This window comes from Rhodanobacter ginsengiterrae (genome assembly GCF_050026815.1).
Taxonomy (GTDB): domain Bacteria; phylum Pseudomonadota; class Gammaproteobacteria; order Xanthomonadales; family Rhodanobacteraceae; genus Rhodanobacter; species Rhodanobacter ginsengiterrae.
In genome coordinates this window covers 1-20727 of sequence record NZ_JALBWO010000047.1, presented here as the reverse complement: position 1 = coordinate 20727, position 20727 = coordinate 1, and the positions used below count along the sequence as shown (strand labels likewise).

The window sequence follows — 20727 nt, the reverse complement described above, 5'->3', positions numbered from 1 at the left end:
CCAAGGAGCGGGTCGATTCGCCCGCCACATGCCGATCCATGAAGGGGCCGTGGCGGGCTCCTGGTCCTGCCGCTTCAGTGCTGACGGAGCAACCGGGTCAGCTGTTCAACCTGCGCGCGGTACCGGTCAAGCACTCTGGCGGTCGCCATCGCGTAGCGATTCGCCTCGTCCCAGCGCCGCGCCTCCAGCGCCTCGCGCACGCCGGGCACGGTCTTCACGCCGTAACCGGTGAGCATGCCCGGCGCATAGATGAAATGGCGGAACCAGCGGCGTCCGGGCAGGCCGTCGGAATCGGTGAGACGCTGTTCCATGCTGCCGATCAGCTGGTTCACCTGCTTGCGCTTCGCGCCGCTCAGCGCGAGACCCGCCGCCTGCTGGTCGTACGCCACCTGCAAGGCCGCGGTGCTTTGCGCAAGCTGCTGCGCGGCGCGGTCCAGCGGCGCCAGATCGATCGCCGGCATGTCGGAATCACGCGCCGGGGGCGCAACCGGCCGGGTCGGATCGGCGGCGAGCGCATAGGCATGGGCATCGAGCAGCCGGTGCTGCTGCGCGGTGTTCTTGCGCATGGTGTCGACCAGCTGGTGCAACTGGCCGACATAGCGGGTCAAGGTGTCGCTGAAGTCGCCGAAGCGCAGCGGCAGCACGTTCGCATCGGCGCTGCGCAACACGATGTGGCCGGCGACTTTCGCCAGCGCCACGCCATAGGCGAAATCCGGATCGCCGAAGCGCAGGTAGTGATCGAACGAGTCGTAGCGCGAGTGGTAGATGCCGTCATTGTCGTCTTCGCCGCCGAAGCCCAGATCCAGCGACGCAATACCCAGATGCTCCAGGAACCCGCTGTAATCGGAGCCCGAACCCAGCGCCTCGATCGGCAGATCGCCACCCTTGGCGGCAAGCTCGGCCGCGAGTTTCGCCTCGGGCTTGGCGCCTTCCGCACTGCCATTCACCAGCAGGCGCGCGCGCAGACGCTCGCGCACGCTGACGCGGGTTTCCGGGTCGGTCACCCCGGCGGCCACCTGGTTGACCATATGCTGCAGCGAGTGGCTGCCGCCCGCGCCGAGAAAGCCGCGACCGTTGGTGTCGGAATTGATATACAGCACGGCTTTCTGCTGCAGCTCGGCGGCATGCGTCTCGGCCCATTCGGTGGAACCCAGCAGGCCCGGCTCCTCGCCATCCCAGCTCGCGTAGACCAGCGTGCGCTGCGGCCGCCAGCCCTGCTTGAGCAGGCCGCCGATGGCCTTGGCTTCCGCCATCAGGGCGACATTGCCGGCCAGCGGATCCCACGCGCCGAACACCCAGCCGTCATGGTGGTTGCCGCGCACGATCCATTGCTCCGGCGCGGTCGAACCCTTCACCATCGCGATCACGTCATAGATCGGTTTCCGGCCCCAGTCCGACTGCACCGTCAGGTGTACCGATGCCGTGCTCGGTCCCACGTGGTAGGTCAGCGGCAACGAGCCGCGCCAGTTGGCCGGTGCCACCGGGCCGCTCAGCGCCTGCAGCAGCGGACTGGCGTCGGCCCACGAGATCGGCAGCACCGGAATCTTCAGCAGGGTCTGCGCATCCTTCAGCGCCAGGCGCTTCGCGCCCGCGGTGGAACCCACTCCCGGCGTCAGTGGATCGCCGGGATAGACCTGCATGTCGGCCACCGAACCACGCTGCACCCCTTGCGCCGGACGCCAGCCGCCCTGCGGCCAGACATCGCCCTTGGCGTAGCCGTCATCATGCGGATCGGAATAGATCAGGCAGCCGACCGCGCCATGCTCCTGCGCCAGCTTCGGCTTGAGGCCACGCCAGCCGCCGCCGTAACGGGTGATCACGATCTTGCCGCGCACATCGATGCCACGTCGGGCCAGGTCCTTGTAATCGTCCGGCATGCCGTAGTTGGCGTAGACCAGCGGCGCGCTGACGTCACCGTCGGCGCCATACACGTTGTATGGCGGCAGCGCGCCGGACAGCCCGGAGGTGGCATCACCGGCCACCACCGGCTCGTGCAGCACGGCGGTGTAGGGATGCGGCCCGAGCAGCTCCAGCGCGACCTTCTTCGGCGTTGGATACAGCACGCTGAAGGTCTCGATGTGCGCATCCCAGCCCCAGGCGCGGAACTTCGCCAGCATGAACTCGGCATTGGCCTTGTCGTGCGGCGAACCGACCTGGTTCGGCTGCGACGACATCTGCTGCAGCCAGCTGCGCAACTCGGCCGGATCCAGCTGCGCATCGAAGCGCTGCTCCAGCGCCTGCTCGGCCGAGGCGGCGGCGGGACTGAAGCCGAGCATGCCGTCGTCATCGTGCGCGCCGACACTGCCGGCTGCGGCGATGGAGGTGGCCAGCAGGCTGGCCATCGTCAGCAGGATTCGGGTTTTCGTGCGGGACATGGTCAAGCCTCAGTCGGTGGGATGGTCAACCCGCAAGCCCGATGCAGGACATCGGCGAGCGGACTGCGCGAAGTCGATCAATAGCAACCAACCGGCCCGGGTTCACTGATCGACGGATGGGAAGTGAACCTGGTACGTTCGCCCGGACCTGTGGGAGCCAAGGCACTCACGGAGCCGACGCGACATCCGGGAACGCCAGCTACGAAAAAGTACACCCTGCCCCTGTTTCGCTGCCCTCCGGGGCAGGCGGTCAATGCTGCACTGCCAGCCAACTGACGCCAACGTCGCCCTCATCGTCGGTGTGATCGGTATGAGCCGACCAACCAATGCCATCAAAGCTCTCCTGCATCTGATCGGCGGCACAGAGTTCGCTCAAGGAGAGTTTCTCCGCACCCCACAGCGAGAACAACGGCGGATTGCCCCTGTCGCAATCCATGCCCTCCGTCGGGTGCGCAATCTGGCGGACCGTCAACCCTTTTCCGTTGGGCGTCCAGCTCACGTTTTTCCCGGCGTCGTACTTGTAGACACCACTGAAATCCAGGGTCCATTGAAAGCCGTCGAGGACGATCAACCGTTTGTCGGCCTTCTTGTAGCAGACGAGCAGGGTCAGGAAATCGAGCTCGCCCGAGCTTGACTGCAACAGGGACTTCGCATCGTGGGGGTGCACCTTGGGGACATAGTGGATGGGTGAATCCTCCGATTTCACCTTGTGCGTGCCGGGCAACAGCTTGCACGGCGTGTCGGAGAACGGCCAGGCGCCCGGATCTTCCACATCGCGAATCGGCAACGGATGGATGCGCAGGTGCAATGCTCGGCCGTTCTGGTATTGGGCATCGCGGTTGGCCTTGCGGATGGTCTGCAGCCACCCGCACTTCCATGACCCGTCGCCGGCTTCGACCTGGATGTCGGCAATGAATTTCAGATGCCCGGCCTGCACCGCCGAGAGAACGACGTCGTGCTGGCCATCCAGAAACGAGTTCTGCTCGAAATGGACGAAAGCCTCGTAGCCGGGCTGATTCAAGCGCGCGTAGTGCCTCTTGTTGTCGTCATTCTCAACAGGAGTGGGCCCCTTGCGCCTGACAGACCATTCAATCTTGAGCGTGCCATCACCCAGCGTCAGCATTCCCATGGATATTCCTCGTCCGTCCGGATACAAACTGGCTAGACATGCAGGCTGGCTTGCGAGAAGAGGCGACGGAGGCAGTGGTCCTCGTTCAACCACTCAACCCCTTTCCTCGTCCCCTTCGCGTTTGCCAACCTCCCCCTGTTTCCTCGCAGCCTCGGCTTGCACCACCTTCTGCGCGGCTTCCCCCATCTTCAGCAAGCGTAGCGGTTCCGATTTCCCGGGTCCCTCGGCTTCGTCTGATCGCATCATGGGTCAGATCCTGGCCGGCGTGTACCGCTTCGCATCTCCCGGGTTGCCGCCGCCCGGGCCGATTCAGCGGCCACCATCGAGGAATTCCCAGACCCTGGAAATCACCACCGAGCCTTCGCCGACAGCCGAAGCCACGCGCTTCACCGAGCCGCTGCGCACATCGCCCACCGCGAAAATGCCCGACAGCGAGGCGGCGAACGGCGAGCTTGCGCCGACCGCGGCACCGGTGAGCACGAAACCCTTCGGGTCGAGCTTGACCAGGTCCGCCAGCCAGTCGGTATTGGGCGCGGCACCGACCATGACGAACAGCGCCCGGCTCGCTACCGTTTCCTCGTTTCCGCTGGCGGCATCGCGCACCGTCACCGCCTCGAGGTGGCCGCTGCCGTGCAGCGCGCTGACTTCGACGCCGTACTCGATGGTGATCGTCGGCTCCGCTTCGAGCCGGCTCGACAGGTAACTGGACATCGATGCCGCCAGTGACTGGCCACGCACCAGCAGGCGCACGCGGCTCGCCGTTCGGCTGAGGAACATCGCTGCCTGACCGGCTGAATTGCCGCCGCCAATGATGATCGCCTCGGTCCCCTTGCTGTAACGGGCCTCGATGTCGGTCGCGGCGTAATAGACACCGGCGCCCTCGAACTCGGCCAGTCGCTCGATCGGCAGGCGGCGATACTGCACGCCGGTCGCCACCACGACGGCCTTGGCCCGAATCCGCTTGCCGCTGTCGAAGGTCGCGCAGAAGCCGCCACCCTCCAATGCCTCAAGCCGGGCGACCCGGCGCGGCATGGCGAAACGCGTGCCGAACTTCATTGCCTGCACCTGGCCGCGCCAGACCAGATCGGCACCGGAAATGCCGGTCGGAAAACCCATGTAGTTCTCGATCCGGCTGGACGCACCGGCCTGGCCGCCGATGGCGATGTCCTCGGTGACCAGCGCGCAAAGCCCCTCGGCGCCGGCATAGACACCGGCCGCCACACCCGCCGGACCGCCGCCGACGATCAATACGTCGAAGTCCTCGTCGTCGACCAGATCCAGGTTAAGGCCGAGCAGACGGGCCACCTTGTCCGGCGTCGGATCGCTGATGACCGTGTCCCGGCCGAAGATGACGGCGGGACTGCCGGGGGCAAGCGAACAGGTTGCGGCCAGCGCCTGCGCTTCGGCACTGCCAAGCTCATGCGAGCTGTAGGGAATGCGATTGCGATTGGCGAATTCAGCGATGCAGCGGACATCGCGGTCCAGCTCCTCGCCAATCAACACCAGCGTACTGTCCCGCTGCTCGATCTGCCGGCGGCGGCGCGCGGAGAAAACGGTGATGATGATGTCCGACATCTCGGGAATCTGCGACATCAGCGTCAGCATCGTGGCGCGCGGCACCTCGATCACCGACGTATCGCGCACGGCGCGCATCGCCATCGAGACGTTGCCGCCGTTGAGGAACGATATCTCGCCCATGAACTGGGTCGGCCCCAGTGTCGACGGCACATGACGCTCTTCGGTATAGGCGTTGACAACCTCGATCTCGCCATCGAGGACATAGACAAAGCGGTCGGCCAACTGGCCCGGCCGCGCCAGGTAGGTGCCAGCGGTGTAGTTCACCTGCGTACCTGCCTCGCGCAACGCGACAACGTGCGCGGACGCCAGAGGCGTGCGCTGCATCTCGCTCAAATTGGCGCCGATCGATTCCATGGGGTCCGGTCCTTGCGTTGCGCTCCCCCCGGTTTGGCCATCCGGCGGGCGGCTCTTGAGGGGATCACATCCGGCTGATCATAACGCCGCGCGCGCAGATGCACTCAAGCCTTCACGACCTGGCGCGCATCGCCGGGAAGGCCTCGATCGGCGTGCCCGGATGGGCCGCGACAACGGCTCGGCGTCCATCCTGATCAGGGTTCCCGGCGGGGCGCCTCCGCACGGACCACGCGCGAACCTGGGCCGGTTCCGCTACGGCAGCGAAAACGGCGCTGCCACCGGTCAGTGGCGTCAGTCGTTGAGCAAATCCTGCCAGTTGTGCGGCACCCGTCCTGCCGGACCGGGCACCGGCTGATCGAGTGGATGCATGTGCGGTCCGCGGAGGGTCGGCCCCTCGAAGGCGGCGTCAGTGCGGTAATCGTAGAACCAGTCTTCGCCGGGCTCGAAGCTGGTGATGACCGGATGGCCTGTCTCATGGAAATGCGCGGTGGCATGCTGATGCGGTGAGGTGTCGCAACAGCCGATATGTCCGCACAAGGCGCAGCGGCGAAGATGCAGCCACCACAGGCCAGCCTGCAGACATTCCACGCAACCGGCGCCCGAGGGCGCCACCGCGGGATCGATATCCTCACTACCGTGCGTTGCCATGGTGTCGCCCTCATCGGTTTGCCCGGAGTGTGCGCCGGCCGTCGCAGGCCGACACCCGCTTTGCCTAGGGAAATGTCGCCCCCTGATTTTTCCCGTGATCGGTGTCGCGATCGTAGGTCACGTCCAGGGCCTGATACCTGGCCACTATCGCACTGGCTTGGTCATTGAACGCCTTGGCGATGGTCGAGCAGGCACCGGCTACGCGAAACGACTGACCCAGTGCGTCCAGCTCCTTTTCCGCAGCAAGCCCGTGAGCATAGTGACCATCCTCATGGCCACGCAGCGCCACCACGTAGCTGTCCCACTTTTTTATCAGGGAACGTGACGCCCGCTCATCGTGCACCCAGCGAGGCAGCACGATGGTTGCCTCCAGCGAGGTGCTCATGCTGGTGAACTTGCACTCACTGCCGACAGGCGCGTAGCGATAGCTCCACTTCAGCTGCCATGTGGTGTGCCCGTCGAATCGCTTGCCGGCCCGGTCCAGCGGGCCTTGCCGGTCCATGGCGTCACGCAACGTCGTGGCGCTGTTGCCGACAACGTCGTAATAGACCACGCGCGCCTCATCGGCGTATGCGGTGGTCCAGAACATGGCCAGCACGACCATTGTCAGCGCCGGGCGAAAGCGAAGGAACCTTGTCCGGCCAAAACCATTCATCAGCATGCTCACGATCCGTTTGCGCAAGGAAGACATCTTCCAACCGGTTCTTTCATGGTCGGAGCGCGGACGACCGATCCCTGGCCGCCGATCCGGACTCAGGCGCGATCGGCCGCGGCCTCGGCCGCCTTCTGCGCGACTTCCCTGAGCTTGAGCAGCCGCAGCTGCTCCGACTTCTTGAGCCCTTCGCGCGCTTCCCTGATCACTTCATGGGCCAGATTCTGGCTGGTGTGATGGCGCTTCGCATCGATCGCGGCATCCAGCCGCTGCTGCGCGGCGCGGATGGCCTTGTCGACACGGTAGAGCGGAGCGTGCGGGTTGGTGGTCAGCGGTGGGTCGTAGCTTTTGGTCATGGTGTTTCTTCGTGATCAGGACGGCACGATAGCCCGGTTGCCCGCGCTCCGCACGCACCCGGTCGCTGCCCGGCTGAAGCCATCGCCAGGAATCGGTGCCAGAGCCGGCGTTCGACCGACCTGGTCCCGTTAAAGTGCACGCTGACGCCGGTCTTCTTTCCCTGATGGAGAAGTTGCATGAAATTCCTGGCTGGCCTGATCGCTGCACTGCCGCTGGCCTCCATGGCTGCGTCCCCCGCGCTGTTGCCGCCGCGCGTGGACAAGGCCATCCACGAACGCATCGACAGCGGCCGCTATCCGGCCCTGGTGGTGGCCGTGGTCGATGGCGGGCACGCCGAGGTGTACGCCTTCGGCACGCTGGCTGATGGCAAGCGGCCCGATGCCGACACGGTGTTCGAGATCGGCTCGGTGAGCAAGACCTTCACCACCACCGTGCTGGCCCAGGACGTACAGAACGGCAAGCTGACACTGGATACGCCGGTGGCCAAGCTGCTGCCGGGTTTCAGCATGCCCTCGCGCGACGGCAAGGCGATCACGCTGGAGCACCTGGCCACGCAGCGCTCCGGCTTGCCGCGCCTGCCCGACAACCTCGACCTGAGCCAGATCAAGGACCCGTACGCCAACTACGATGGCGCGAAGCTGAAGGCGTTCCTGGCCGGCTACACGCTGACGCGCGATCCCGGCAGCGCCTATGAATACTCCAACCTGGGCGTCGGCTTGCTCGGCTACGCGCTGGCGCAGCACGCCGGCCTGCCCTACGACGCGCTTTTGCAGAAGCGCATCTTCGGCCCGCTGCAGATGACCTCCAGTGCCACCGCGCTGACCGGCGCGATGCGCGCCCATCTGGCCAGCGGGCACGATGGCGCCGGCACGCCGGTCGGCAACTGGAACTTCCAGGCACTGGCGGGCGCGGGCGCCATCAAGAGCAGCGCCGGCGACATGCTGCGTTACCTGAAGGCCAACATGGGTCAGCTGAAATCCGCGCTTTATCCGGCCATGCAGTTGGCGCACGCAGCGCGCGCCGATGGCCCCGGCGAGCGCATCGGGCTGGCCTGGATGACCCGCCCCGACCCCGCGGGCGCGGTGATCTGGCACAACGGCGCCACCGGCGGCTATGCCAGTTTTCTGGGCTTCACCGCCGACGGAAAGCACGGCGTGGTGATCCTCACCAATATCTCCCGCTCGGTGGACGACCTCGGCTTTGCAACCCTGTTGGCGGACGCCCGGCTGCCGCCGCCGCGCGTGCGCATTGCCATGTCGCCCGGGCAGCTCGATGCCTACGTCGGCAGCTACCAACTGACGCCGCAGTTTGTGCTGAGGATTTTCCGGGTGGCGGATCAACTCCATGCACAGGGCACCGGTCAGGCCGCCCTGCCGATTTTTCCCAGCGCGCGCGATGAATTCTTTGCCGAGGCCGTCGACGCCAGCGCCAGTTTCCAGCGCGATGCGTCGGGCAAGGTTGTCGGCATGATCCTTCATCAAAATGGCGATCGGCCGGCACCACGCATGAGCGAGGCCGAGGCCGCCAGTGGCCAACACGCCGTCACATTGACACCCGCCAAACTCGCGCAGTACGTCGGCCATTACCAGCTTGCGCCCGGCGCGATGTTCGAGGTGACGCTGCAGGCAGGGCAGTTGATGGTGCAACTGACCGGCCAGCCCGCTTTTCCGGTGTTTGCCAGTGCGCCGGACCAGTTCTTCTACAAGGTGGTCGATGCGCAGCTCACCTTCCTGCGTGATGCCGGCGGCAGGATCACCGCGCTGGTGCTGCACCAGGGTGGCAAGGACCATCGCGCGCCACGCAAGGATCAGTGAACCCCAGACAGGCCCGAGCCCGCTTCTTCGGCGCCCGTTCCCGGCAAGGACCGGATCGGCAAGGGATCGCCGCGCACTCAGCCCTGGCCGTTGTCGATCCGGGCCCGGGCCGATCGTCGTACGGGTGAAGCTCCACCCGCGTAGAGACTTCAGGCCTTCAGACAACCCACGGGAAAACTCCATGACAAAGATGATTTTCGTCAGCTTGCCGGTCACCGACCTCAACGCCTCGATCGCCTTCTACAGGGCGCTGGGATTCGAGCAGAACCCGCAGTTCAGCGACGACACCGCCGCCTGCATGGTGTGGAGCGAGGCGATTTACGTGATGGTGGTGACCCACCCCAAGTGGCGCACCTTCACGCAGCGACCGTTCCCGCCGGCCGGCAGCTGCGGCTCGATGCTCTCGCTGGCGCTGGACAGCCGCGACGCCGTCGACGCGATGAACCTTGCCGCGGCGGCCCACGGTGGCCAGGCCGACGTGAACCCGGTCGACGATCTGGGCTTCATGTACACCCGCGACCTTGCCGATCCCGACGGGCACATGTGGGCGGCGTTGTGGATGGATCCGGCGTCGATGCCGCCCGCCGAACGGGACTGAGAAAAGCCAAAGGGTCATGCTGCGGGGCGGGGGAACGGGTCCGACTCAGTTGCCTGCGTCCCCTGGAATTCGTCCATCTGGATTCGTCGCCCTTCCGCTGCGCACGGAAGGGTTGCCCAGCCAGCGCGCGCTGGCAAGCAGGCACAGCAGCGCCACCAGCGTGACCAGATGCACCAGCACGGGCGCCCCGGCGACCGGCTGGTCGAGCACGCCGGACTGCAGCAGGTGATTGAACGCCACGGTGCCCGGGCCGGTCACCGCGATGGCGGCCAGCAGCAGCAACGCGAACGTCACCACCCGTGCCCGCAGCCCGTCGGTGGCATGCCAACCCGCGACGATGGCGCCGCCGGCCAGCAGCAGCACGCATGCCAGGGTGAGCAGGTAGAGCGCCAGGGAAGGGCCATCGATACCGCTGAGCATGTGCGCCACCAGCAGCTCGTCGCCGTGTCCGGCAGCCACGGTAATGATCCGCGCCAACGGATTGGCCGCGAAGATCAGCGCCAGCGCCAGCCAGCGCCGCGAGCCACGCGAGCCACGCGCCAGCAGCACACCCGCCGCCATCAACGCGAACGAGAACGCCGGCCCCATCGCGGTGGGCAGCCAGCTCGTGCAGTGCTCGATCGACCAGCGACTGAAATCGCGCAGCGCCCAGCGGCCACAGACGATGCGCCCGCTCACCGTATGCGCCAGTTCATGGACTTCATGCGCCAGCACGATCAACGGCACGAAGGCCAGCAGCCAACGCCAACGCAGGCAATCCCGATCCACCACGCGCGATATCCGCCTGTCCATGCACTGCTCCACCAAGGAATCAGCCTCTGGGATGCAAGGGCGCGGAAAAGGGTTGCGGCCGCGCCGGCAATTGCCGTCCATCGGGGCCAGCCAGGTCTGTCGCAGGGGTTTGCAACCGACCACGCCATCGTGGTCTCCCTGTCCACGCCGGCTCCCTCGCCAGGTCGCCGCCTGCGCATGCCAACGATCGCCGCCCGGGTCCGGCCTTCCACCTCCGCCAGGGATCTCCATGAACCATGTCGCAGCGGCCTGTGCCGCACTCCTCGTCGCCCTTGCCTCGCCAGCCCGCGGCGCCTCCACGCCTGATTTCCATGCGCTGACGAAACTCATCCAGCAGACCAAGGACGCCACTGCATACCCTTCAGGCACCGCGGTAGCCGTGGTGAAGGACGGCGAAGTCATCTACCAGGGCTACTTCGGATTCGCCGACATGCAGGCGCGCACGCCGGTCACGCGTGACACCGTGTTCTACATCGCCTCGGACACCAAGCCCTTCTTCGCGTTGAACGTGCTGATGAAGGAAGCGGCCGGGCAGTTGGACACCCACATGTCCCTGCAGCAGATGTTCCCCGCCACCCGTTTCAGCGGCATCGATGCGCAGGTGGTGACGCTGCGCGACCTGCTGGTGCATGACTCCGGCATCGACAACCAGCCGCTGGCATGGGCCACGGCGTTCAGCGGCATTCACGACGAGCAGTCGCTGACCGGCCTGGTCGCGACTTCCCGCGCCGACCCCGAGGCTGCGCGGGGCGAGTTCAAATACACCAACGTCGGCTACAACATCGCCAGCGTCTGGCTGGATCGCCGGTTCGCGATGCCGTGGCAGACGCAATTGCAGCGCGCGATCTTCCAGCCACTGGGCATGCGCCACACCTCGGCGTTCATCAGTCAGGCCGAGGCGGCGGGGTGGCCGCTGGCCAAGCCGTATTCATTCATCAGCACGCAGCCGCGCGAGCCGCTGTACCTGCGCAAGTTCGACGACACCATGCAGGCCGCCGGCGGCCTGGTCTCCACCGCGCCCGATCTGGCCAGGTTCCTGCTGGCGCAGCTGGCCGTGCGCGACGACTCCTTCGCCCACGCGGTGATCGAACGCTCACAGCAACCGCAGGTGAAGCTGGACGCGCGCTACATGGACTTTCCGCGCAGCGGTTACGCCTGGGGTTGGTACACCGGCATCTACAAAGGCCACACCCTGCTGCACCATTTCGGCAGCTTTGCCGGCTTCCATACCCAGCTCTCCTTCATGCCCGATGCGCACATCGGGCTGGTTGTGCTGAGCAACGAAGATTTCCTTGGCGCGCAGCTCGGCAACCTGATCGCCGACTACGTCTACGGCACCCTGCTGCATCAACCCGGCATCACGGCCGAGGTGACACGGCGCTTCGAGCAACTGCAGGCCAAGGCACGCACGGTGCCTGCGATGGTGGCCAGGCAACGGGCGGCGATCGCGTCCAGACCCTGGAAGCTGTCCCTGCCGCGCACGGCCTATGCCGGCACCTACAGCACCCCCCTGCTGGGTGACATGAGCGTAACGCTCGGCGACCGGCAGTCGATGCTGATCCGCTGGGGCCGCGTCGCATCGACGGCGACGGCGGGCGTCAAGCCGGATCAGGTCCGCGTGGAGTTCGCGCCCGGCACGGGGAACTTCCTCGGCTTCGCCGTGAAGGACGGTGCGGTCGCCGCCATCGAGTTCGAGAACATGGTGTTCGAGCGCGCCCGTTAGTGGCCCGGAATAGGGGACCCACGACGGAGGTGATTATCCAAAGTCAATTATCTCCGCGCCCTTCGATTGACGTGGCCGAGGCGGTGTCGCGCACCACGCACGATACGTCGGGACAACTGCGGTTTCCCGCAGGCGCCGATGCACTGGCACCGGCTCAGTCAAGATGAGCGGAGGGGCTGTCAGCAAGGGCCCTGATCGGCTCAGCCCTTCGTGTGCCGGAAGTCGGGTGGGAACGTGCCGCCGCGGACAGTAGAGTAAAGACCGTCGGGGGCGCGTGCATCGGATCGCCGCCTTCGGCCTGGCGTCGTTGCCAGTGCGACGCCTGCGCCGACACCGACTGAATCACCGAACAGGGATGCTCCGATGAACCGATCGAAACGATTCCGCATGGGCATTGCCCCCGCCGTGCTTGTCAGCTTGCTGCTCGCTGGCTGCTCCGGTGTTGCCACGAGGGAGATCGAAGCCGAGCGTGTTTCGCTGCACAACGAACCGCTCAGCATGAATGCCAAGGGGCTGCCTGAGGCAAACATCGACGCGTCGGGCATGGTGAAGATCGGCAAGGACAGCCTGCCGTTGACCGGCGAGCAACGGCTGCTCACGCGTGACTATCGTGCCGCGGTGATCCAGCTGGTCGACCTCACCTTGTCAGACACCGCCCGCATCACCGATCACGCGATGAGTCGCGTGCTGTTCGCCGCCATGATCGGCCGCGCAGACCAGGCGGGCGACAAGATCGGCAAGCAGGCCGAAGCCATGGTCCATTCGCCGCAGTTCTGTCGCCTGCTGGGCAAGGTGGAACAGAGCCAGCAGCGCATGGTGAACTCGGTGGTGACGCTGCAGCCCTACGCGAAGATCACCCCGCAAGCCGTCGAGAATTGCGTTGCCGGAAAGCCCTACGAGGCGAACATCTAGCCGGCAAATCGATGGAATGAGAGCGTGCTTGGCAGCAACAAGGACAGCCACGGCGGCTGTTCGGCGCAGTCGAGACAGGCGCTGGGCCGCCGGGTTCCCGTCGACGCAGGTCAGGGCCAACAACCAGTCGACCGACAGCATCGGGTTCACTTCGCCAGCTGAATCAAGCGAACCTGGCCCCGTTCCCGTTCGCCTACCCGAACGCCGCCTCGACGAAGAAACGGTAGCTGTCGGCATTCGACATCGCCTTGTGGGGTTTATTGCCGCCGACAGCGCCGGCCAGGCACGCAGCGCAAAGCATGCCGCAGCTGATCGAGGGCATCAGCCCAGCCCAACTATCTCCGCCGCCGCCGATTTTTCCGTGCGCCGCGAATGAGCCCAGCCACCGCCTTCCCGGCCCGCTCTGGTAGCGGACAAGGGAGAGAGAGGGTCCGAAGGTGTCTCTTCGTTTACCGCAAGGCAGCCCGCAGGTTGGCTGCCAGCTCCATGCGCTCCTCGGCGCTGTAGCGCACCTTCTGCCCCGCATACAGGCCGTCGTTTGGATAGCGGGGAAACACATGAAGATGGTAGTGCCACACGTCTTGATCGCCGGCGGGTCCGTTGTGTTGGCGAGTGGAGATGCCTTCGCACTGGAAGGCAGTTCGCATGGCGTGCGCCAGGCGACGCGTGGCATGAAAGACGTCGCGGCCGAGGTCGTCGGGGATGTCCAGCACGTTCTCGTAGTGGCACCGAGGCACCACCAGGCAGTTGCCCTTTATGCCAGCGTAGTGGTGCGTCGGAACCAGGGCGAACACGTTGGCATCCACCAGGACAACAGCCGATTCGGGAGCCGGCGACGGAAGCGTCTCGGCGATACCGCAGAACGGACACGCGTATCCCGGTGGCGCATTCTTCATAAGGGCTGACGCGGGTGTAGACAGATCTGCCGCAGCCTATCATTCGAGATGTCCGCGCAACAGCGCGAAACGAGGCAAGGCGCAGATGGCGCGACACCGACATTCAGGGGAACGCTGCGACGTCCCCGTCAATTCCGCGCGAGAACCTCGGCACGCATGGCGGTGATCTTGACCCGCCTGGCCGGTTCACTTCCCTGGTGGAATCGAGTGAACCTGACCCCGGTTTCCCTGCCCCGCTATACCGCCGTGACCGGGGCCTGGCCGCAGGGGTGGGCGGCGTCGCCGAGTTCAAACTGCACGGTGGTGTGATCGATGCCGAAGCGCTCGTGCAACTCGTGCTGGATCTTGGCCAGCAGCGCATCCTCGATCTGCGCATCCGGTTTGACCAGGTGCACGGTCAGGGCGACTTCGGTCGTGCTCATGCCCCAGATGTGCAAATCATGGACGGCGACCACGCCGGGCAGGCCTTCGAAGTAACGCTCCACTTCATCCGGATGAATGTGCCCAGGCACCGCGTCCATGACCAGATCCAGCGACTGGCGCAGCAGCCCCCAGGTGCCGATCGTGATCACCACCACGATCAGCAGGCTGACCGTCGGATCGAGCCACAGCCAACCGGTGGCGCGCATCGCCAGTGCGGCGAGCACCACGCCGACCGAGACGGCGGCGTCGGCTGCCATGTGCAGGAACGCACCGCGGATGTTGACGTCCGCGCGGGAGCCTGAAGCGAACAGCCACGCCGTGATGCCGTTGATCACCACGCCGACGCCGGCGACCGCCATCACGATGCCGCTGGCGATCGGCTGCGGATGCTGGAACCGAACGATAGCCTCCCAGGCGATCACCGCCACCGCCACCAGCAGCAGCACCGCGTTGATCAGGGAGGCCATGATCGACGACCGGCGCAGGCCGTACGTGCGGCGCCTGGTGGGCAGGCGCTTGACCAGCACCGTTGCACCCCACGCCAGCGCCAGCCCCAGTACATCGCTCAGGTTGTGGCCGGCATCGGCAAGCAGGGCCAGCGAGTTGGCCAGCATGCCGTAGACCGCCTCCGCGGCGACAAAGGCCAGATTGAGGCCGATGCCAACCGCAAAGGCCATGCCGAAGTCCTTGGGCGTATCGCCGTGACCCGGCGCATGCGCGTGATCGTGTGCCATTGCCGATCTACTCTCCAGATACGTAGTCATCGATACGTCGCCGCACCGCTCAACCGCCGCATGCCTGCTCGTGCCAGTGGCATCAGCAACGCATCCGCGGCTGGCAAAGGTAAGGTGTCTGGCCGCTGTAACAAAATCTCACCGCTGCCGATTGCCGCACATGGCCGGTGACCCGTCGCCGCCAGGCGTACCGGCGGGCGAAGCAGTCCCGCGTCTTCCGTGCAGGGATGGATGGCATCGACCAGGAAGGTGAGGTGGTCAATTGGGATCGGGCAATCCAGGCGGATCGGCCGGTGACCGACGGCATTCCGTTCTCCAAGTCCCTTCCCTCCACCCCGTCGATGCCACCTGTTTTTCCGTGTTGGCTGGCTCGTGCTCGGCAACCGGGCCGGATCGCCGGTCTGCCCGTGGGACGATTCAGGGAGAATCCCGCAGCGGAACAAGGCGCTCTCCTGCCAGAATTCTTCATGCCCGCGCGAATCCAGCGAACAGAAGCTCAACCCTGGCACGCCTCGCGCTCGCCGAGCGCCTCGGTCAGCGCTGCGGATCAATCACCGTTGCCATGCGATTGATTTCGCCACGTGACGCCCCCTGGGCACGGGCCACCCCCCGCCACTGTGCAACAGCCTGACGCACTTCCGACTCGATCCGGTCCCGCGCCTTCCCCTTGACCCGATAGAACTCGGCCGTATTCCGCCACAAGCTGCTATCCGGGGTCGGTTCGACGTCATCGATCGCCAACACGTGAACGTCCTTTTCGGGATTGGGATTGATATCGAAGGCGGGCGACAGGCGCCAGCCGTTGCCCTCACGCAGGAATCCGTGGTTGCGCAGATGATCGTCGCGATTTCCCACCAGGAGGGTGAACAGGACGCGCCGACACATCTGCTCAAGGTCGGCGCCAATACGCTTCGCGACACCGTCGTTCTCGATGATCTGCACGATATCCAGGTACGAAGCGCCCTCGCTATGGTCGCGGTCCGTCAGCGTGAGCGCCGACGCATAGACGCGGCGCGAGTTTTCCTGGCGGTCGAAGCGGCGCGCCAGGTAAGTATGGCCGCGCTCGGATAGTCGCAGGATTCTTGCTTCTGGCATCTCGATGCCGGCCATCCGCGCGAGCTGGTAGGTGATGTATTCCCATAGCCCGATGTCGTGCCGATCGTCGTTGGACGGAAATTTCGCGAGCCAGTGCGACTGGTCGACGTCGCGGATGGCGGCTTTGGGGCGTGCTCCGCCGAGCGCGGAACCCGGTGCGGCCAGATGAAGAAGCCATTCGATGCGCTCGGGCGTGTCATCGGCGTCGTCGCGCTCCACTTCGGCCGTGATGGCCTCCAGCTCGCGGAGATCCGCCAGAGGCGGAGCCTGGAGACGGTCGCCGTCCACGAAGTGCTGCGTGTTCGGACTGAACAAGCGCAAGGCGCCCATGCGTGTCTCATCGCTGACACCCGCCAGGTAGTCCCACTCCGTCAGGCGCCGTGGCGCCTCGCCCCGTTGCCTGGACCGAATGCGCTCGCGTCGCTCGATCAGCATGCAGCCCCAGCGATCGGGCGAGGCATCCTGGAACGCCGGCGAGAGCCTGGTGGCGCCGCCTCGCGCGTACTGACGGCCCGGGCCGAGAAGCAGTTGGTGATCCAGTTCGAAAGGCGCGATGGGTGTCCTTCCCGCAACCCAGTCCTCAGCGTATTCAAAACCGATCGCTTCGCGACCGCGGTTGCCTGAACGCTGCAGGTGACCGACAAGAGCGCTGCCGCCCAAGCTCTGGTCGTCGAGCCGCACATCGAATTCGGTCATGGCGTGTCCGTTCCCTTGGTTGTGGACGAACGCGTCGCTGACGCGCCGGCGCGCCGGCGAGAGGGGCGCGGCGGCGCAAGCTCGCTGTCCTGCAGCTCCCTTCCGAGTTTGTCCTCGGCCCCGATCTTGTCGATGTCGCCCACCAATCCCAGGACGGTCAAAACACGGATCATCGTGGCAAGGCTGGTGGAAGGGTCACCTTCCTCAAGCTTCGACAGGGTGGGGACGCTGACACCTACGCGCTCAGCCATGATCGCCTGCGTCATCCGCCGCCGCAGCCGCGCGGCGCGCAGGCGCCCGCCGAGCGCTTGAATGGCTCGTCGGGCAGCAGGGTGCGTCGGGGGCGTTCGCTTTGCCATATAAATTTAAATTACACTGGGATAGGTTCTATGGCAATTTAATTTTGTATTTCATCGATTATCTGTTCAGGTAGCTATGCCCCAGTTAGCCAGTTGGCACCCCATGCCCACGAGCCACGTGGCAAACCCGGCCATCGCGCCAAGCCGGTTAACTCCGCTCAGCTTTTCCACCTATGAAAGTGAACTCGCTGCGCGTATCACCAGCGGCCACAGAGACTCGCAACCATGACCGATCCCAGGCCGAAAAAGGGACAGGGGTAGTTATCCCACTATGGAGATGGCCCGGATTTGGCCCTAGTTTCTGTTCTTGACGCCGTTGCGATCGAGCTCGGCGGCACGGTTCATGGCTCGCCGCGCGTAGCGATCCTTGCCCAGTTGCTGATAGGCGTGGGCCAGTCCGAAGTAGAAACGCGAGTCGCCGTCATAAAGGCGGATGGCCTGCCGATAGTGCTGCACGGCACCGGCGTAATCGCCCTGCTTCTCATCGTCCTCGGCCTGCAGGAATTGAAAGTAGGGGTCTTTCACCTGGACCTGCTCGAGACGACGCGCATAAATGGCGTGGCGCGCCTCGTCGCCGTTGTTTCGGTACAGCGTCACCAGGTTGACCAGCGCACTCGCATTGGCCGGGTCGAGCGCCAGCGCCCTCAGGTAATCGCGTTCGGCCGCGGGCGGGTCGCCCTGGCGCAGCTGCAACACGCCGGCATTGGCCCAGGCGTTGGCATAGCGTGGGGCCAGTTGCAACGCCATGGTCATGTACGGAGTGGCCGCCGCGGGCGCGGCGCCGACCAGCAACTCGGCAGCACGGTTGTTGTAGTAGAGCGCCAGCAGACGCTGGTCGGAAATCGGCTCGGGTGGGTTGCGCGCCACCACCTGATCCCGCGCCACATCCACCGTGAAGCGCGAGCCACCCACAGCGATTCCCGCGTTGACGTGGTTGAAACGGAAGACGATGCCGTCGTCCACGCGCCAGGTCGCGATGTTGTCAAGCTCCTGCCCGTAGGCCTGCAAGCCCGCCTCGCGTGCCAGCGCCACGGTCAGCAGGGTGAAGGTCAGGCAGTTGGCCTTGCGGGTGCGGTAGGCCTGTTCGACGGTCAAGGTGGCGTCGGCTGAATACTCCATGCCGAGGCCTGGCTTCTTGAACAGGAAGGCCGCCAGCCGCTCCAGTCGCGATCTTCCGGAACCGCCGGCATCGATGACCTGTTGCTGCAGTTGCGCACGCAACTCGGCCGGCACCGCCATGACCTGCTCCGGGCGCGGCATCGGCGACACCGCCGGCGTGACCGATGCAGGAGGCACGGGCATGGCCACTGACCATGCCAGGATGGCTGCGTACGCCCAGGTCACCATGCCGAAACCCTCCACGCCGCAGGGCGGGGACGTTTACCAGGGTCAGTCTAGTCCCCTTCGCAGGTGCCGGATCAGTCCGACCATCGGCAAGCCGACGCCAACCCCGCCCCGCGCCCGGATGAACCCGATCCGTGCACAAAGGCTTGTACCTTGCACCCAAGCCTGCGGCCTCCGCGCGCCACGACGTCAGCCCTGTACGCCGGCAAAGATTCCGGAACCCAAGGTTCAAAGCATGGGATCGCCAAGCTCGTCGGCGTCGGTGGCGAGGCGCAAACCCTCGCGCGCCATTCCCCTACCTTCGCGCTCAGGCTGCCAGTCATGGCACGTGGGGCGGTGACGCCTGTCGCCGCGAGGTCGCGGGCGTGGTGTGTTGCGCGCGGGGTGGAACTTTTAATTACCCCCGTCCCCTTTGATCCATCCTGAGCCTGTTCCGCTCGTAATCGATCAGCAGCTGGTTGGCGCTCAGGTAGTGCTTTTCCCTGATCGCGGACTGGAGCATTTCCGCGACCTGCGCGTCGCTCTTCCCGCGAAGCGATTCAGGGTGCATGCGCGCGGCCAGGTTCGGGTCGTACGCGTCGGCGACCACCTTGGCCACCTGCGGCGACATGCCCATGGCTTGCCAGGCCTCGGCCAGCTTGACGCGAAGCTTGGCAAGATTGGCCATCGCGTTGAGCCAGGAGCGGCGCTGCGCCGTTTCCATCTCACGTGCCGCGTTCTGCATTGCCCTGTCCACCGCCTCCTGATTCTGCACGACTTGCCCCGCGGAACCCGGATCCAGCTTTGCGGCCATCTGCGCCACGGCCGCCGGCGCAAGCAACGTCAGCCCCATGGCAAAAAGAAAATTCCTGTTCATTGCGACCTCCTCCTGGCACTGGCCGGCACGGCCGGCGAATGGACTTCCTCGATCTTTCCAAGACCCTGCCAAACAGACCTGTCCATACTAATACCAAGAGGGCCAAGGACACTGCCGCATCCGGACCACTGAAAGCTCATGCCGCGATCGTGCCCACTCTTCCGGCCTTTTCGAAGGTGCACCCGTGCCCGTTTTCCGGGCTACTGACCTCGACGTGCCTGACGAACCAGTGCGTTGAAATAGGCAACGTACAACGTAGTCGCAATCAGCGGCAGCACGTACCAGCCGTACGACGAAGCGGTGCCGCCGACCCAGTGCAGGCAAAGCACGATCACGGCGCTCAGCGCACAAGTCCCCGGCAACGCGTACATAGACAAGTCCAGCATCTTCACCTGCGCCGGGCGAAACCGATTGCCGCTCACCAATCCGCCGGCGGAAAAGGCCACCAGCATGAACAGCAGATACCCCAGCACCAGCTGACCGAACGTGCCGAGCAAAGTCCATCCCATCGTCATGCCATCGCTCCTGGCCTTACCGGATTCGCGCCCTTGAACTGTCTCCGACACCATTTTTCCGCTAGACGGCGATGGGCCGCCGAGCCGACTGCTGCGCTTCACGGATCAGGGTGTAGACCCGCCGCACCTCGTCGATCGGGTCAAAGGCCGGCGCCATCTTGCGCCCCATTCCGGGCCAGGCTCGTCCGAACGAACCGTACGGCGAGATGTTCGGGCCGAAGGTGATCGCGCCGCTTCGGTTGGATCGTTCACTCAGCGAGATGTCGCTCAGCGACGACAAGAGCAGGCTCTTCACCTGTCGATTGAACAGTCCATCGATGATGATCACACGCTGATCAGTCACGCCGTAGAAGGTGCGGCTGCGCATGAACGCGTCCCCGAAAAATCGGCCCACGATCATGTATAGACCGATCAGCACGAAGGGAATACCCCACAGCGTCATGAAGACCGGCGCCTTCTGAGTCGTGCTCACCGAGTACTCCCAGAAGATTGCGAAGCCTCCCCACATCAGACTGAAAGGCACCGCCAGCCAGTCACTGGAGCGAAAACAAAGGCCCTGCCGCGGCATACCGCTCCATAGCAGACGTTCATCCCGTGCAAGCTCTGGCCTGAGCAACTGCTCAGTCGAAAGAGACATTCGCATTCCCCTTGAAGAAAGATGGCCGACAACACTTTAAATGAACTTGACACTGCTTCGTATAAACGGAAACAGGGATCGGGAACCGGTGATCCGGAAACAGGGGTCAGAGCCTGAGGTTTCCCCACGAATTCATGCCGGCACTCCCAGTTGATCCAGCAGTTGTGCGCTGGGGTGTCGTAGATGATCGATGAGTTCGCTCAAGCGCGTGCTCGACCATCGTCGCACAAGTGCCTCACG

General features: G+C 65.1%; 19 protein-coding genes. 4 read left to right on the top strand and 15 right to left on the bottom strand.

Features of this window, described 5'->3' with window-relative positions:
- Positions 1–74: 74 nt before the first annotated feature.
- The 6 genes from ACQGNJ_RS05140 to ACQGNJ_RS05115 all read right to left on the bottom strand — a co-directional run bounded on the left by ACQGNJ_RS05140 (position 75) and on the right by ACQGNJ_RS05115 (position 7092).
- Positions 75–2375, bottom strand: a complete 2301-nt coding sequence (locus ACQGNJ_RS05140; RefSeq protein ID WP_426688162.1) for a transferrin receptor-like dimerization domain-containing protein — start codon at positions 2373–2375, stop codon at positions 75–77.
- Between the two features lie 250 nt (positions 2376–2625).
- Positions 2626–3504 (bottom strand): hypothetical protein, encoded by an 879-nt coding sequence (locus ACQGNJ_RS05135; protein WP_426688161.1) that lies wholly within the window; start codon positions 3502–3504, stop codon positions 2626–2628.
- Positions 3505–3813: 309 nt separating this feature from the next.
- Positions 3814–5436, bottom strand: coding sequence for an FAD-dependent oxidoreductase (locus ACQGNJ_RS05130; protein ID WP_426688160.1), 1623 nt, complete (start codon positions 5434–5436; stop codon positions 3814–3816).
- Between the two features lie 291 nt (positions 5437–5727).
- Entirely contained in the window at positions 5728–6084 is a 357-nt protein-coding gene (locus tag ACQGNJ_RS05125; protein WP_426688159.1) for a UBP-type zinc finger domain-containing protein, read from the bottom strand.
- 64 nt (positions 6085–6148) lie between these two features.
- The gene (locus ACQGNJ_RS05120) at positions 6149–6745 is read right to left on the bottom strand and encodes a DUF922 domain-containing protein (RefSeq protein ID WP_426688158.1); all 597 of its coding nucleotides are present in this window, start codon (positions 6743–6745) and stop codon (positions 6149–6151) included.
- A 92-nt stretch (positions 6746–6837) separates the two neighbouring features.
- A complete protein-coding gene (locus ACQGNJ_RS05115; RefSeq protein WP_426688157.1) occupies positions 6838–7092 on the bottom strand; it encodes a hypothetical protein in 255 nt (84 codons plus the stop codon).
- Between the two features lie 177 nt (positions 7093–7269).
- Here ACQGNJ_RS05115 and ACQGNJ_RS05110 point away from each other — a divergent pair, with 177 nt between their 5' ends.
- Positions 7270–8907, top strand: a complete 1638-nt coding sequence (locus ACQGNJ_RS05110; protein ID WP_426688156.1) for a serine hydrolase — start codon at positions 7270–7272, stop codon at positions 8905–8907.
- 181 nt (positions 8908–9088) lie between these two features.
- On the top strand, positions 9089–9505 hold the full coding sequence (locus tag ACQGNJ_RS05105) for a VOC family protein (protein ID WP_426688155.1): 417 nt from the start codon (positions 9089–9091) through the stop codon (positions 9503–9505).
- Between the two features lie 45 nt (positions 9506–9550).
- Here the strand turns inward: ACQGNJ_RS05105 and ACQGNJ_RS05100 are convergent, their stop codons facing one another.
- Positions 9551–10297: a hypothetical protein gene (locus ACQGNJ_RS05100; RefSeq protein WP_426688154.1), complete on the bottom strand. Its 747-nt coding sequence runs from the start codon at positions 10295–10297 to the stop codon at positions 9551–9553.
- A gap of 229 nt (positions 10298–10526) precedes the next feature.
- Here ACQGNJ_RS05100 and ACQGNJ_RS05095 point away from each other — a divergent pair, with 229 nt between their 5' ends.
- On the top strand, positions 10527–12020 hold the full coding sequence (locus ACQGNJ_RS05095; RefSeq protein ID WP_426688153.1) for a serine hydrolase domain-containing protein: 1494 nt from the start codon (positions 10527–10529) through the stop codon (positions 12018–12020).
- Between the two features lie 363 nt (positions 12021–12383).
- Positions 12384–12932, top strand: coding sequence for a hypothetical protein (locus tag ACQGNJ_RS05090; RefSeq protein WP_426688152.1), 549 nt, complete (start codon positions 12384–12386; stop codon positions 12930–12932).
- Positions 12933–13381: 449 nt separating this feature from the next.
- Here ACQGNJ_RS05090 and ACQGNJ_RS05085 read toward each other — a convergent pair whose 3' ends face one another.
- From ACQGNJ_RS05085 to ACQGNJ_RS05050, 8 genes are all read right to left on the bottom strand, one after another.
- On the bottom strand, positions 13382–13828 hold the full coding sequence (locus tag ACQGNJ_RS05085; RefSeq protein WP_426688151.1) for an HIT family protein: 447 nt from the start codon (positions 13826–13828) through the stop codon (positions 13382–13384).
- 236 nt (positions 13829–14064) lie between these two features.
- Positions 14065–14985, bottom strand: coding sequence for a cation diffusion facilitator family transporter (locus ACQGNJ_RS05080; protein ID WP_426688150.1), 921 nt, complete (start codon positions 14983–14985; stop codon positions 14065–14067).
- A 534-nt stretch (positions 14986–15519) separates the two neighbouring features.
- Positions 15520–16776 carry a type II toxin-antitoxin system HipA family toxin gene (locus ACQGNJ_RS05075; RefSeq protein WP_426688149.1) on the bottom strand — a complete coding sequence of 419 codons (1257 nt, stop codon included), beginning with the start codon at positions 16774–16776 and terminating at the stop codon, positions 15520–15522.
- A complete protein-coding gene (locus tag ACQGNJ_RS05070) occupies positions 16773–17135 on the bottom strand; it encodes a helix-turn-helix domain-containing protein (protein ID WP_426688148.1) in 363 nt (120 codons plus the stop codon). The genes ACQGNJ_RS05075 and ACQGNJ_RS05070 overlap by 4 nt, the downstream gene beginning before the upstream one ends.
- 294 nt (positions 17136–17429) lie before the next feature.
- Positions 17430–18437, bottom strand: coding sequence for a tetratricopeptide repeat protein (locus ACQGNJ_RS05065; protein ID WP_426688147.1), 1008 nt, complete (start codon positions 18435–18437; stop codon positions 17430–17432).
- 439 nt (positions 18438–18876) lie between these two features.
- The gene (locus ACQGNJ_RS05060) at positions 18877–19335 is read right to left on the bottom strand and encodes a hypothetical protein (RefSeq protein WP_426688146.1); all 459 of its coding nucleotides are present in this window, start codon (positions 19333–19335) and stop codon (positions 18877–18879) included.
- 200 nt (positions 19336–19535) lie between these two features.
- Positions 19536–19850 carry a hypothetical protein gene (locus ACQGNJ_RS05055; RefSeq protein ID WP_426688145.1) on the bottom strand — a complete coding sequence of 105 codons (315 nt, stop codon included), beginning with the start codon at positions 19848–19850 and terminating at the stop codon, positions 19536–19538.
- A 61-nt stretch (positions 19851–19911) separates the two neighbouring features.
- On the bottom strand, positions 19912–20487 hold the full coding sequence (locus ACQGNJ_RS05050) for a hypothetical protein (RefSeq protein ID WP_426688144.1): 576 nt from the start codon (positions 20485–20487) through the stop codon (positions 19912–19914).
- Between the last annotated feature and the right edge of the window lie 240 nt (positions 20488–20727).